This window comes from Streptomyces sp. NPDC103540 (assembly GCF_055584445.1).
Genome location: NZ_JBVJMA010000005.1, coordinates 280,692 through 294,402, shown reverse-complemented (window position 1 = coordinate 294,402; position 13,711 = coordinate 280,692). Strand labels below are relative to the sequence as shown.

Genomic DNA, 13,711 nt, shown 5'->3' with positions numbered 1-13,711 from the left:
TCCGGCGGGCAGCAGGTCCCGCGCCGGGGGGCCGTGGGGCACGGGCCGGTGGGGTCGGTGGGGCCGTGGGGGCCGGGGCCGGCCCCGTTCCCGGACGTGGAACAGGGCCGCCCGGGGAGGTTTTCTCCCGGGCGGCCCCGTGATCTGGCGGTTCAGCCGTCGCTCATCGGATTCCCGGAGGGGATCAGAAGGTGAGCTTCCAGCTGTTGATGTAGCCGACGTCGGCGCTCGCGAGGTCGGCGACCCGGAGCTTCCAGACACCCTGGGCCACCTCGGAGGAGGCGTTCACGGTGAAGGACTGGACGATGTTGTCGGCGCTGCCGCCGGTGCGGTTGCGCAGGTTGTACACCGAGCCGTCGGGGGCGACCAGGTCGACCCGCAGGTCACCGACGTAGGTGTGGACGATGTTGACGTCCACCTTCAGGGTGCTCGGCGCGTTGCCCGTGCGGGTGACGGTGATCGGCGACTCGACCGTGGAGTTGTCGGCGATCTGGTAGTCGTTCGTGTTCTCGAAGACGTTCTGCTGGGCGGTGCCGACCGTCCAGGTGAAGGACGCCGTCCCGGTCTGGTTCTGGGCGTCGCGCACCGTGACGGTCACGTTGGACGTGGCCGCGGTGGTGGCGGTGCCCGAGATCAGGCCGGTGGAGGAGTTGATCGACAGGCCGGCCGGCAGGCCGGTGGCCGAGTAGGTCAGCGCACCCGGGTTGGTGCTGGTGGCCTGGACCTGGAGGCTCACCGCGGTGTTGATCTGGGTGGTCTGGTTGGCGATCGGGGTGACCGTCACGCCGTTGTTGATGCGTCCGCCGACGGCGACGCCGGCCCACGCGTTGGCCACGTTGTTGTAGGTGGCCGAGCCCTGGCCGTAGAGGTCCGCGGCGGCCTGGAGGGTCGCGGTGCGGGCGGCGGCGTAGTTGGTGTTCGACTTGAAGTAGCCGACCGTCAGCGCGCGGAACCAGATCTTCGAGGCGGCGTCACGACCGATCGCGGTGACGGGCAGGCCGTCCGAGGTCGGGGAGTCGTAGCTGACGCCGTTGACGACCTTGGCGCCCGAACCCTCGGAGGCCAGGTAGTACCAGTGGTTGGCCGGACCCGAGGAGTAGTGGACGTCGATGCCGCCCAGACCCGAGTACCAGTAGTCCTTGGACGAGCCGTCCTTGCTCGGCTTGTCCATGTAGCGCAGCGGGGTGCCGTTGCCGCGGATGTCGATCTTCTCGCCGACCAGGTAGTCGCCGACGTCCTGCGGGTTGTTGGCGTAGAACTCGACGGCCGCCGCCATGATGTCGGAGGTCGCCTCGTTCAGACCGCCGGGCTCACCGCTGTAGGTCATGTTGCCGGTGACCGAGGTGAGGCCGTGGGTCATCTCGTGCGCCGCGACGTCGGTGGAGGTGAGCGGCTTGTTGTTGCCCTCGCCGTCGCCGTACGTCATGCAGAAGCAGGAGTCGTCCCAGAAGGCGTTCACGTACGCGTTGCCGTAGTGGACGCGGGTGTACGGGGAGACCCCGTCGTTGCGCAGGCCGTTGCGGCCGTGCACGTTCTTGTAGTAGTCCCACGTCACGGCGGCGCCGTAGTGCGCGTCCGCGGCGGCGGTCTCCAGGTTGGACGGCGCTCCGTTGCCCCAGACGTCGTCCGGACCCGAGAACAGGGTGCCGGTTCCCGACGAACCGCGGTTCAGGTTGTACGTCTTGTGGTTGCCGCGCGAGGCGTCGGTCAGCGTCCAGTTGCTGCCCGACTGCGAGGTGCCGAGGGTGACCTGGCCGCTGTACATGGTGTTGCCGGTGCCGGTCTCGATGGCCTGCCACTCGGTGATCTTGGCGCCGGTCTTGGCGTTGGTCACCACGTGCAGCTCGTTCGGCGTGCCGTCGTGCTGGAGGCCGCCGACGACGGTCTCGAACGCGAGGACCGGGGCGCCTTCGGCGGCCCAGATCACCTTGCGGGCGTTCTTGGAGGCCTTGGCCTCCTTCGAGCCCTCGGCGTTGGCGGCGGCGACCGCCTGGCCCTCGGCCGCGGACGGGGTGACCGTGGCGTTGGTGTCCGCGACCTTGATGTCGTGGTTGGTCGCCTTGGTCACGCTCTTGGTGACACCGCCCTTGGCGTGGACGGTGAGGTCACCGCCGAGCACCGGCAGACCGTCGTAGGTCCGCTCGTAGGACGTGTGCGTGGTGCCGTCCGCGTCCTTGACGACGTCGCGGACGACGAGCTTCTCGCCGGCGCCGAGGCCGAGGGCCTTCGCGGCCTGCACGGTGGTCGAGTTGGCCTCGGCCAGGAGCGTCGCACGCTCCGAAGCGCTGAGTTTGAGGTTGGCCGCGCCCGGGTTGGGCTGGGCGGCCGTGGCGGCCTGCGACGCGGTGGCGTCGGCGGTTGCGGTGCCGGCCTGTATGCCTACGGCGAGCAGGGCCGCCGCGGCGATGAGTGCTCCGGCGGCGGTGGCGCGCCTCTGGGGGGTGGGACTCAACGCAGACTCCTTCTGCAAGGGGGGTTCCGGACGGCTGGGTGGGCCTCCGGGCAGATCAGGGCTGGTGCGATGAACGGTCGAAGAGTGCCGGCTGTGGGCCGTGATGTCAGGGCCGCGTCAAAAGGTTGGCTGGAAACGGTTCGTTGTCCGAAGATACGTATCCGGTATCCGAACCATTCACCTTCGCGTGCGTGGAACCTGACGCGGCGTCGGAATGGTTGATACCGGTTCCTAACGCTTGAGCAACGAGTGGCTTCGTTAACCCAAACGGCATTTACCGTACGGGTGTTTGTCGTACTGTTTCCCGGTGCGACAGTCGCTCGTGGTCAGGGGAAGCCACGGGCATGCGCCACCGACATAGACCACGTGCCAGGGGGGCTCATGAGGCATGTCCATTTTCCTGCGCAAAGAGTGGCCTCGGGCGCGGACGGGACGGACGGTACGGCGACCGCCCCGGCCCGGCGCATCGGCGACAAGGCCCGCTGGTACCTGCCCGCCGCCGTCGCCGCCGACCTCGCCGGTGCCGCCCTCCCCGTCGGCCTGGTCTTCGAGGCCGCCGGCCAGGCCCGTCCGGCCTACTGCGCCCTGGCCGCGGCCCTCGCGTGGACCGGCGTGCAGGCGCTGCGCCGCCGTTATGCCTCCCGGGCCCTCGGAGAATCGCGCGGAGTCCTGCCCGTCGTACACGACTGGCTGATTCTCATCGGTCTCCTGGCCGTCGCCCGGGTCCTGACGGACGAGAGCACCCCCCGCCTCGCCGCCGTCGGCGCCCTCCTGCCGGCCCTCCTCGTCACCGTCGCCCACCACAAGTTGACCTACCGCCATCTCGCCGCCGCCCGCCGCGAGGCGCAGGCCGTCAGCCGGGTCCTGGTGATCGGCGAGCCGGACGCCGCCGAACACCTCATCGCCCACCTGGCCGCACGGACCGACCACCCCTACGTCGTCGTCGGCGTGGTGCCCGTCGGCGCGGGCTCCCTCACCAGCGGCGTTCCCGTCGCCGCCCGCCTCGCCGCGACCATGCCCGAGACGGTGACCGGCGACGCGAACCCCGTTCTCGGCGCCGTCCGCAGCCACCACGCCGACCTGGTGCTCGTGGCCCCCGGCGCCCGGATCGCCGGCGAGCGCCTGCGCCGCGTCGCCTGGGCCCTGCACGACGAGGGCCTCGAACTGGCCGTCTTCCCGGGCCTGGTGGAGATATCCGTCAAGCGGCTGGAGACCCTCTCCGCCGGCGGGATCGCCGTCCTGCGCGTCGCGCCGCCCGTGCGCGGGGGCGTGCAACCCCTGCTCAAGTCGGTGCTCGACCGCGTCGGCGCCGCCCTCGGGATCCTCGCGCTCTCGCCGTTCCTCCTCGCCGTCGTGCTGGCGATCCGCGTGGGCTCGCGCGGCCCCGCCTTCTACAGCCAGCGGCGCATCGGCCGCGACGGAGTCCCCTTCGTCATGTGGAAGTTCCGCACGATGGTGGTGGACGCCGACCGGCTCAAGGCCGAACTGGCCGGGGCCAACGAGAACGACGGCCTGATGTTCAAGATGCGCCGCGACCCCCGCGTCACCCGGGTGGGCCGGCTGCTGCGCCGCACCTCCATGGACGAACTGCCGCAGCTCTTCAACGTGCTGACGGGCAGCATGTCCCTGGTCGGCCCCCGCCCCCCGCTCCCGGAGGAGGTGGCGGAGTACGACGAGGTCGAGCTGCGCCGGCTCTCGGTGCGCCCCGGCATGACCGGCCTGTGGCAGATCAGCGGACGGTCCGACCTGTCCTGGGACGAAACGATTCAGCTTGATCTCCAGTACGTCGACAACTGGTCCTTCACCAGCGACGTCGACGTGATGGGCCGCACGCTCCGCGCCGTCGTCGACGGTCGCGGAGCGTACTGAGCGACCCGTGGACAGGTCAGTTCCGCTCCAGCCACCAGCGGTAGGTGGACGCGATGCCGTCCTTCAGCGGGATGCCCGGCTTCCAGCCCAGCGAGGTCAGGCGCGACACGTCCAGCAGCTTGCGCGGCGTCCCGTCGGGCTTCGAGGTGTCCCAGGCGAGCCGGCCCTCGAAGCCGGTCACCTCGGCGACCGTCTCCGCGAGCGCCTTGATCGTCAGGTCCTCGCCGCAGCCGATGTTGACCGGCTCGTCCCCGTCGTAGCGCTCCAGCAGCACCGCGCAGGCCGCCGCCAGGTCGTCCACGTGCAGGAACTCCCGGCGCGGGGTGCCCGACCCCCACAGGGTGACCTCCTCGCGCCCCTCGGCCGCGGCCTCGTGGAAGCGGCGGATGAGGGCGGGCAGGACGTGCGAGGACTCCAGGTCGAAGTTGTCGCCCGGACCGTAGAGGTTCGTGGGCATCGCCGAGACGTACGAGGCCCCGTACTGCCGGCGGTACGACTGGACCTGCACGATGCCGGCGATCTTGGCCAGGGCGTAGGCCTCGTTGGTCGGCTCCAGCGGGCCGGTCAGCAGGGCGTCCTCGCTGATCGGCTGCGGGGCCAGCTTCGGGTAGATGCAGGACGAACCGAGGAACAGCAGACGGGCGACACCGGCCGCGTGCGCGCCGGCGATCACGCTGAGCTGGATCCTGAGGTTGTCCTCCAGGAACTGCACCGGGTAGGTGCTGTTGGCCATGATGCCGCCCACCTTGGCGGCGGCCAGCACGACCGCGTCCGGCCGGACGTCGCGCAGGTACGCCTCGGTCGCGGCGGCGTCGCGCAGGTCGAGATCGGCACGGCCCCGGGTGAGCACCTCGTGGCCGTCGGCGGTCAGGCGGCGGGCGACCGCGGACCCCACGAGGCCGCGGTGTCCGGCGACGAAGACACGGGCGTGCGGGGGCAGGAGCGGCGGCGAACTTGTCATACCGCCGATGATGCCAGGCCGTTGGCGCGGGCCACCGGGGAGCCCGGGATCCCGGGGCCCGCCGCGAGCCCCGACCGGGGCGCGTGTACGGTACCCATCCGACCCCGGGGGCAGGGTCCGTAGGCACGACCGACCGCCCGCAGGACACCGCCGGCGCCGCGCGCCGGTCCGCACACACCGAGGCTCGGCCTCGACCGACGACAATCGACCACGGGGGGACCCCACATGGGCAAGACCGCACTGATCACCGGCGTCACCGGACAGGACGGCTCGTACCTCGCCGAGCTCCTGCTCTCCAAGGGCTACACGGTGCACGGGCTCGTGCGGCGGTCCTCCAGCTTCAACACGGAGCGGATCGACCACATTTACCAGGACCCGCAGACGGCGAATCGTTCCTTCGTCCTGCATCACGCCGATCTCTCCGACGGTGTGGCCCTGGTGAACCTGCTGCGCGACATACGTCCCGACGAGGTCTACAACCTCGGCGCCCAGTCCCACGTCCGCGTCTCCTTCGACGCGCCCCTGTACACCGGCGACGTGACCGGGCTCGGTGCGCTGCGGCTGTTGGAGGCCATCCGGGCCAGCGGCGTGCGGACCCGCATCTACCAGGCCTCGTCCTCCGAGATGTACGGCGCCACCCCGCCGCCGCAGAACGAGTCCACGCCGTTCCACCCCCGCAGCCCCTACGGCGCCGCCAAGGTGTTCGCGTACTGGACGACGGTCAACTACCGCGAGGCGTACGACATGTTCGCCGTCAACGGGATCCTCTTCAACCACGAGTCCCCGCGCCGCGGCGAGACCTTCGTGACCCGGAAGATCACCCGCGCGGTCGCCCGCATCAAGGCCGGTCTCCAGGACCACCTCTACCTCGGCAACCTCGACGCCGTGCGCGACTGGGGCTACGCCCCGGAGTACGTGGACGCGATGTGGCGGATGCTCCAGCAGGACGAGCCGACCGACTACGTGGTCGCCACCGGAGTCGCGGCCACGGTCCGGGAGTTCGTGGAATCCTCCTTCTCCCACGCCGGCCTCGACTGGAACGACCACGTCCGCTACGACCCGAAGTACGAGCGCCCGAGCGAGGTCGACGCCCTCATCGGCGACGCCTCGAAGGCGCAGGAGCTGCTTGGCTGGAAGCCGTCGGTCCTGGTCCCCGAGTTGGCGCGCATCATGGTCGACGCGGACATCCGGCAGGTCGAGGACCAACTCGCGGGCGTGAGCGTCCGGATCGACCGCTGAGGACGTATATTTCGCCTGTGCTTTGCCGTGTTCCGGCCGGGTGGCGCGGCTCTCCGCGCCCCTGGCCGGGGCAAAGCTGCCGTATGTCCGAAGTGCGTCCTCCGTGTTGAGCCCGGTTGATTCCAAGTTGGCATTCATTGGGTCAAGTGAGGTGACCGGGCCTTCGCGTGAGCCCTAGTCTGCGCCAGTACATATGGCTGTTCGGATAGTTCCAGCCATCAAACCGGGCGATTGCCCTGGGGGGTTCATGCGTAGATCCAGAGGGCTGACTGCTGCCCTCGTCCTGTCCCTGACCGGCGCCGGCACCGGCCTGGGTCTGGTGTTGATACCCGAGGCGTCCGCCATCACGGCGCCGGTGGCCTTCACCGCCGACGAGCTGCCCACCTGGCAGCCGAACGGCGTCGTGTTCGCGATGGCCGAGGCGAACGGCACCGTCTTCGCCGGCGGCACCTTCTCCACCGTCCGCCCGCCCGACGACAGCGGCAGCTCCGCCGAGCAGGACGCCGTGAACTTCGTGGCCCTCGACGCGGCCACGGGCAATCCGACCTCCTGCGCGCTCGCCTTCACGGTCGGCGAGGGCACCGCGACCGTCCGGGCGCTGGCCGTCTCCAAGGACGAGAAGACGCTCTACGCGGGCGGTTACTTCGGCGCCGTCAACGGCACCCCGGTCTCCAGCCTCGCGGCGATCGACATCGAGACCTGCACCCCCAAGGCCGCCTTCCACCCGAGCTTCCCCGCCACCGTGCGCGCGCTGGCCGTCTCCGACGACACCCTGTACGCGGCCGGCGACTTCGGCTCCGTCGAGGGCCAGACCCGCGAGCGGTTCGCCGCGGTCGACGCCGGCACGGGCGCGCTCAAGCCCTTCGTCGCGAACGCCGACGAGCCCGGCCGGGCCCTCCAGCTCAGCAACGACGGCAAGAGCCTGCTGATCGGCGGCGACTTCTTCTCCGTCAACGGCTCCAACTCGCACGCGCTGGCCGTCGTCAACGCGACCACCGGCGCCGTCGCCAAGACCTACGCCACCATCCCCTCCAACTCGGTGGTCAAGCACATCTCCGCCGACGCGACGGGCTACTACACGGCCAACGAGGGCTCCGGCGGCGGCGTCTTCGACGGGCGCCTCGGCCTCGGTCTCGACTTCAACGAGAAGTGGCGCGACCGCTGCCTGGGCGCCACCCAGTACGTGCTCCCGTACGACGGGGTGCTCTACAGCTCCTCGCACGCGCACGACTGCTCCACCGAGCGGGAGTTCCCCGACGGCAAGCGGCACTTCCTGCTGGCGCAGCCGACCGACCACAACGGCGCCGCCCCCGCGCCCGTGGACGGCTTCGTGCGCGGCCCGCGCAAGCTCGGCTGGCACCCCACCGCCAACGACGGCATCGGCGAGGGCATCGGCCCGCGCGTCATGTCCGTGGCGCAGAAGGGCGACGTCAAGTACATGTGGGTCGGTGGTGAGTTCACCCTCATCAACGGCAAGGCGCAGCAGGGCCTGACCCGCTTTGCCTCCACCGGTGACGTCGGCGCCCCGACCACCCCGGTCGCGAGCGCGGCGAGCGTCAAGCCCGGCGAGGCCCAGGTCCGCTGGCGCACCAGCTACGACCAGGACGACAGCAAGCTGACGTACCGGATCTACCGCAACGGCTCGGGCACCCCGATCCACACCATGACCGCCGACTCCCTGGAGTTCGAGCGGCCGCAGGCCTCCTGGACCGACACCACCGTCAAGGCCGGGCAGGCGTACACCTACCGCGTGACCGCCACCGACGCCGCCGGCAACACCAGCGCGCTGTCCACGAGCGTCTCCGTGACCGTCCCGACCTCGGTCCAGTCCTACCCGGACAGGGTCCGCGCCGACGGCGCGAACCTGTACTGGCGCTACGACGACACCGTGAGCCCGTTCGTCGCGGACTCCTCCGTCGCCGGCAACACCAGCGGCATCCAGGTGAACGCCCCGGCCCTGCGCCAGAGCCCCGGCGCCGTCAGCGGCACCAGCACGGCGATGGGCTTCAACGGGTCGAGCCAGCAGGTCCACAGCGACCACCGCCAGGACGTGGGCACCTCGTACACCATCGAGACCTGGTTCAAGACGAACACCACGCGCGGCGGCAAGCTGATCGGCTTCGGCAACAACACGACCAGCAGCAGCGGTTCGTACGACAAGCAGATCTACATGACCAACACCGGTCGTCTGTTCTTCGGCGTCTACAACGGCTCCGCCCGCACCGTCTCCACCGGCCTCTTCGACACCTACAACGACAACAAGTGGCACCACGTCGTCGCCACGCAGGGCCCCGGCGGCATGGCGCTGTACGTCGACGGTCAGAAGAAGGACTCCAACAGCATCACCAACCACACGCCGTACGCGGGCTACTGGCACGTCGGCGGTGACAACCTGAGCAGCTGGCCGAGCCGTCCGACCAGCAACTTCTTCGCCGGGCAGATCGACGAGACCGCCGTCTACCCGTCCGTGCTCACCCAGGCCCAGGTCAAGTCCCACTTCGACCTGGCCAAGGCCCCGACCGACACGGTCTCCAAGGTCGCCGTGACCGAGGACACCTACGTCAACCAGGGCGCCCCGAACGCCGCCTACGGCACCTCCACCCAGCTCGCCGTGCGCGGCACCTCCGCCTACGAGAGCTACCTGCGCTTCACCCTCCCGGCCGCGCCGGCCGGGCAGGTCCTGAAGGCCGCCTCGCTCCAGGTCAAGACCTCCACGCAGGCGGGCGCCGGCAGCGCCGACACCGTCTCCGTGGTCCCGGTCACCGGCACCTGGAACGGCACGGACAGCACGTTCAACACCAAGCCCACCCTCGGCACCACCACGCTCGGCAGCATCACGGGCGTGCCGGACGGCTCGGCGATCCAGAGCATCGAGCTGGACACCGCCGCGCTCACCCCGGTGCTGGGCGGCGCCTACAGCCTCGGTCTGACCAGCACGGGCACCGACCCGCTGTGGCTGTGGTCCTCCGAGGCGACCGCCGCGGACGCCGCTCCGCAGCTGATCCTCACCTTCGGCGCGAAGCAGTAACGAGCCGACGACCGTACGGGGCCCGGACGCACGCGCCGGGCCCCGTACGCGCACGACCGACCGATCGACCACCCGGCACGTCCGGTGAGCACAGGAGCCCCGATGTACCGACGCACCGCAGCGGCTGCTGTCCTGCTGGCCGCCGCCCTGACCCTGACCGCCTGCGGCTCCGGGGGTGACGACAAGGCCGCCGCCCCCTCCTCCTCGGACAAGGCGGGCGCGGCCTCGCCGAAGCCCCCCGCCGCCTCCCCGGTCCCCGACCCCGCCGACGCCCCCGCGCCCTCCGGCGCGGCCGTCGCGCCGGACGCCAAACCCTCGGGCCCCGTCCTGCCGGACGCGAAGCTCACCCCGAAGACGGGCAGCTTCAAGGAGAACGAGAAGAAGTACCTCAGCGGTCGCGTCCCCGAGAAGATGGACCCCGCCGCCGTCCTCCAGACCGGCCAGGAGACCTGCCAGCGGGTGGAGCGCACCGCCAAGCGCGACAAGGACGCCGCGGCCGCCTCGATCGCCTCCGGGGAGATCACCGGGGCGAAGGACGCCATCGAGAACCTGTGCCCGGAGCAGAAGCCCGTCCTCGCGATGGCGCAGAAGGGCTTCGGGGACTCCCCGGCCGCCGCCCCGGCCCCCGGCACCTACCGCGCCGTGACCCAGAACCCGGCCTGCGCCTGGGAGGCCAAGGGCAAGGACGGCAACGTCCTCGCCTCGGGCCCCGAGACCCCGGCCAAGCCCGGCGACCGGATCACCGCCACCGTCCCCGCCGGCACCACCGAGTTCCGCTCGACGTCCTGCTACGCCTGGCTCCCCGCGTAGGGCCCGCCCCGACGCGCGAACGCCGCCGCACCCCACGGGGGTACGGCGGCGTTCGCGCGTCGCGCGGTCGGCGGCTTCGGCGCCGCCGACGCCGTCAGCGGCGCGCGGCCTTCCCGTAGACCTCCAGCAGGGTGTCCAACACGGCGTCCATGGAGTAGGAACGCGCCGCCAGTTCGCGGGCGGCCAGCGACGCGGCGGCGTTGGCGGCGGGCTCCAGGAGGGCCAGGACGGCCTCCGCGACCCCGCCGGGACCCGGGTCGACGGCGTGGCCGGCCCCGGCGGCGGCGATGTCGCGGGCCAGCCCGTTGGAGTGCGTCACCACCGCGGGCACGCCTACGGCCAGGGCCTCCAGCACCGACATCGGGAACGGTTCGTCCACCGAGGGCAGTACGTACACGTGGGCCCGGCGCAGCTCCGACAGCACCCCGTCGCCCGACAGGGCCCCGGGCACCGTGAACCGCGCTCCCAGACCCAGCGCGTCGATCCGCGCCCGCACCGCGGCCGACTCGCCCTCGTCGGGGCCCGCCACCACGAAGTGCGCCTCCGGGTGTGCCGCCAGCACCGCCGGCGCGGCGTCGACGAAGTCCACCGGCCGCTTGCGCGACTGGAGCCGGGCCGAGTAGAGGATCCGCGGCGGCCCGCTCGGCGCCGGCCGCGCCTCCTGCGCCGGAGTGCCGTTGACCAGCCGTACCGCCCGCGCCGACGGGCCGCCCACCACCGCCTCCAGCCCCGCCCGCTCGTGCGGGGTCAGGTACAGCAGCGCGTCGGCCCCGCGCAGCAGTCGGCGTACCGCCACCGCGTCCAGCACCTTGGCCAGCGCCCTCCCGCTCGGGTCCACCATCCCGTGGGTCTGGAGCACGAGCGGCTTGCCCGCCCGCAGCGCGGCCAGCGCCACCGGCAGCGTCACCAGGTCCCGCGCGAGGTGGACGTGGACCAGATCGGCCTCCCGCACCAGCCGGCCCGCCGAGGCCAGCAGCGCCGGCGAGGTCATGCCGCTGAAGCCGAGCGGCAGGATCCGCCGGGCCGGGAACAGCTTCGCCGGGACCCCCTCCACGGAGGTCGGCCACGGGTCGAAGTCCTCGCCCAGCGCGAGCAGTCGCGCCTCGTGGCCGCGCTCCCGCAGCCCCTTGGCCAGGTTCAGCGCGACCCGCACCGGCCCGCCGAAGGCGTGCGAGGGGGAGTGCAGGGTGACGGCGTGCAGGACTCTCACTTGGGCTCCTCGACGGGGCGGCGGCGCCCGTCCTGGGTCTGCAGGGTCAGTTCGGGCAGGTCCTTGTGGACCACGGCCCCGGCGCCCGCCACCGCGCACCGGCCGACCGTCACGCCCGCCAGCACGGTCGCCCGTACGGCCACCCACGCGCCGTCCTCGACGGTGATCGGGGCGTTGCGGTAGCGGAAGTCGGCGGCCCGGTGGTCGTGCGAGCCGGTGCACAGCATCGCCTCCTGCGACAGGCAGACGTTCGCCCCGACGCTCACCGGCTCCAGGTTCAGGATCCAGACGCCCTCGCCGATCCAGGCGTGGTCCCCGACGGTCAGCTTCCACGGCCACAGGACCCGCACCCGGTGCCGGATCAGGACGCCCTCGCCGATCTTCGCGCCGAAGGCCCGCAGCAGTGCCACGCGCAGCCGCGCCGGACAACACCAGGCCATGAAGACGGTGTTCATCACGGCGAACCACAGGGCCTGCGTCAACAGCCCCCGCCCCTTGTCGTATCCGGCCAGCGTGAAGGCAGGAAGATCACGCAACAGTCGCCCCTCATCGTCCACCCCGACGCGCCTCCCAGGGCGCGGAACGCTCAGACTAGACTGCGCCCGGATCGCGCACAGGGGTGGGGGCAACATGGCTACGGACGTACGTGGACCGGCCGTTGCGCCCGCGCCGGCGCCGCCCGAGGACGAAGCGCAGTGGGGTCGCGTCACCACGCCGCGCACGCTGCTCTCGCGGGCCCTGTCCGTGCCCCTCGCCCTCGGGTTCACGATCTTCCTGCCGTTCCTCGTCGCCGTCCAGAGCGGGGCCGGCGCCCGCGACGCGGCCTTCCACCTCCAACTCCTGCTGACGACGTACGCGGGCGCCCGACTCTCGGCGATGGTCCTCACCAGCCGCCGCAAGCTCCTCCAGGGCTCCTTCTGGCTGTTCGTCTACATGGCCATGGGCGTGGCCCCCCTGGCCCAGGCCGTCCTCGGGCAGGTCCCGACCCCCGTCGTCGGCCCCCGCTACGACCTCACCCTCGCCATCGGACTGGTCCTGCTGGGCTGCCTCGCCTTCGACGTCGGCGTGCTCCTCGCCCGCCACCGGCCCGCCGGCCGCGCGGGCGGCTCCCAGAAGGAGCCCCGCCCGGTCATGGCCCACCGCCGCCGCCTCCAACTCCTGACCGTCCTCGCCTTCCTGGGCAGCGCGGCCTTCATCGCGAAGCTCGGCGGCCCGGCCGTCTTCTTCTCCAGCCGCCAGGAGATCATCGCGGGCATCGAGGAGGCCGGCGTCTCCAACGGCGACGGCCAGGCGGGCCAGGCCCTGCTGCGCGGCTTCGGCACCGTCCCGGCGCTGCTCGCGCTGCTGCTCTACACGCGCTGGCTGATCACGTCCCGCTTCGCCCGCCGCAAGGTCTCCGTCATCCTCGTGTGGGCCGGCCTCGCCGCCCTGAACGTGGTGGTCAACAACCCGATCTCCAACCCCCGCTACTGGTTCCTCACCGTCATGTTCGCGCTGCTGTTCACCGTCTTCCCGGTGAGCGCCGCGATGTACCGGGTGGCCCTGTCGATGGCCGTCGTGGTCGCCCTGCTCGTCTTCCCCTTCGCGGACCGCTTCCGCTACGACGAGAAGAACTACAAGCCCGTCGAGACGACCTCGTTCCTGGAGCCGATGGCGCTCAAGGACTACGACCAGATCGGCATGTTCGCGAACACCATCACCTTCTCCAACTCCGGCCCCGGCCACTTCTACGGCCGCCAGCTCGCCGGGTCGATCTTCTTCGCGGTGCCCCGCTCGGTGTGGCCCGGCAAGCCCCGCGACACCGGCGTGATGGTCGGCCAGTGGATGGGCACCGTCAACACCAACCTGTCCTCCCCGATCTGGGCCGAGCTGTGGCTCGACTTCGGCCCCCTCGGCATGGGCGCCGGCCTGATGGGCATCGGGTACGCGGCCGCCCGCGTCGACCGCCGCTACGCCCGGCGCGCCACCCGCCGCTCGCCACCGGGCAGCCTCATCTCGGTCGTGGTCCCGCTGGTGGCCGGCTACTCCTTCATCCTCCTGCGCGGCCCGCTCCTCCAGGCCTCGGGCCGGGTCGCCATCGCCGCCCTGTGCCTCGCGCTCGTGGCCACGTACCGCACCGACGCCAAGACCACCCTGCGCTAG

The 13,711-nt window shown here is 71.5% G+C and carries 9 protein-coding genes; 5 read left to right on the top strand and 4 right to left on the bottom strand.

Annotation, left to right across the window (positions count from 1 at the left end):
• Positions 1-184: 184 nt before the first annotated feature.
• Entirely contained in the window at positions 185-2,452 is a 2,268-nt protein-coding gene (locus ACZ6ZI_RS14670) for a M4 family metallopeptidase (RefSeq protein WP_469520084.1), read from the bottom strand.
• Positions 2,453-2,833: 381 nt separating this feature from the next.
• On the opposite strand from ACZ6ZI_RS14670, the gene ACZ6ZI_RS14665 reads away from it, so the two are divergent.
• Complete coding sequence (locus tag ACZ6ZI_RS14665) at positions 2,834-4,321, top strand: sugar transferase (RefSeq protein WP_469520083.1); 1,488 nt, start codon at positions 2,834-2,836, stop codon at positions 4,319-4,321.
• A gap of 16 nt (positions 4,322-4,337) precedes the next feature.
• On the opposite strand, the gene ACZ6ZI_RS14660 is transcribed toward ACZ6ZI_RS14665, so the two are convergent.
• Positions 4,338-5,282, bottom strand: coding sequence for a GDP-L-fucose synthase family protein (locus tag ACZ6ZI_RS14660; RefSeq protein ID WP_469520080.1), 945 nt, complete (start codon positions 5,280-5,282; stop codon positions 4,338-4,340).
• A gap of 225 nt (positions 5,283-5,507) precedes the next feature.
• Between ACZ6ZI_RS14660 and gmd the strand changes: the two genes are divergently transcribed.
• The 3 genes from gmd (at position 5,508) to ACZ6ZI_RS14645 (ending at position 10,359) form a co-directional block, all read left to right on the top strand.
• Positions 5,508-6,521, top strand: coding sequence for a GDP-mannose 4,6-dehydratase (gene gmd, locus ACZ6ZI_RS14655; protein ID WP_469520077.1), 1,014 nt, complete (start codon positions 5,508-5,510; stop codon positions 6,519-6,521).
• 247 nt (positions 6,522-6,768) lie between these two features.
• Positions 6,769-9,549: a CBM96 family carbohydrate-binding protein gene (locus tag ACZ6ZI_RS14650; RefSeq protein WP_469520074.1), complete on the top strand. Its 2,781-nt coding sequence runs from the start codon at positions 6,769-6,771 to the stop codon at positions 9,547-9,549.
• 102 nt (positions 9,550-9,651) lie between these two features.
• Entirely contained in the window at positions 9,652-10,359 is a 708-nt protein-coding gene (locus ACZ6ZI_RS14645) for a hypothetical protein (RefSeq protein ID WP_469520071.1), read from the top strand.
• Between the two features lie 94 nt (positions 10,360-10,453).
• On the opposite strand, the gene ACZ6ZI_RS14640 is transcribed toward ACZ6ZI_RS14645, so the two are convergent.
• Together ACZ6ZI_RS14640 and ACZ6ZI_RS14635 are read right to left on the bottom strand one after the other, a co-directional pair.
• Positions 10,454-11,569: a glycosyltransferase gene (locus ACZ6ZI_RS14640; protein WP_469520068.1), complete on the bottom strand. Its 1,116-nt coding sequence runs from the start codon at positions 11,567-11,569 to the stop codon at positions 10,454-10,456.
• Positions 11,566-12,105 carry a WcaF family extracellular polysaccharide biosynthesis acetyltransferase gene (locus tag ACZ6ZI_RS14635; RefSeq protein WP_363053374.1) on the bottom strand — a complete coding sequence of 180 codons (540 nt, stop codon included), beginning with the start codon at positions 12,103-12,105 and terminating at the stop codon, positions 11,566-11,568. Before ACZ6ZI_RS14635 ends, ACZ6ZI_RS14640 begins: the two co-directional genes overlap by 4 nt.
• Positions 12,106-12,199: 94 nt before the next feature.
• Between ACZ6ZI_RS14635 and ACZ6ZI_RS14630 the strand changes: the two genes are divergently transcribed.
• Positions 12,200-13,711, top strand: a complete 1,512-nt coding sequence (locus tag ACZ6ZI_RS14630; protein WP_363053375.1) for a hypothetical protein — start codon at positions 12,200-12,202, stop codon at positions 13,709-13,711.

What these genes read in the sequence shown, in the direction of transcription:
- ACZ6ZI_RS14665 (WP_469520083.1), top strand. Translation starts at nt 2,834, where the DNA reads ATGAGGCATGTCCATTTTCCTGCGCAAAGAGTGGCCTCGGGCGCGGAC.
- ACZ6ZI_RS14660 (WP_469520080.1), bottom strand. Translation starts at nt 5,282, where the DNA reads ATGACAAGTTCGCCGCCGCTCCTGCCCCCGCACGCCCGTGTCTTCGTC.
- gmd (WP_469520077.1), top strand. Translation starts at nt 5,508, where the DNA reads ATGGGCAAGACCGCACTGATCACCGGCGTCACCGGACAGGACGGCTCG.
- ACZ6ZI_RS14650 (WP_469520074.1), top strand. Translation starts at nt 6,769, where the DNA reads ATGCGTAGATCCAGAGGGCTGACTGCTGCCCTCGTCCTGTCCCTGACC.
- ACZ6ZI_RS14645 (WP_469520071.1), top strand. Translation starts at nt 9,652, where the DNA reads ATGTACCGACGCACCGCAGCGGCTGCTGTCCTGCTGGCCGCCGCCCTG.
- ACZ6ZI_RS14630 (WP_363053375.1), top strand. Translation starts at nt 12,200, where the DNA reads ATGGCTACGGACGTACGTGGACCGGCCGTTGCGCCCGCGCCGGCGCCG.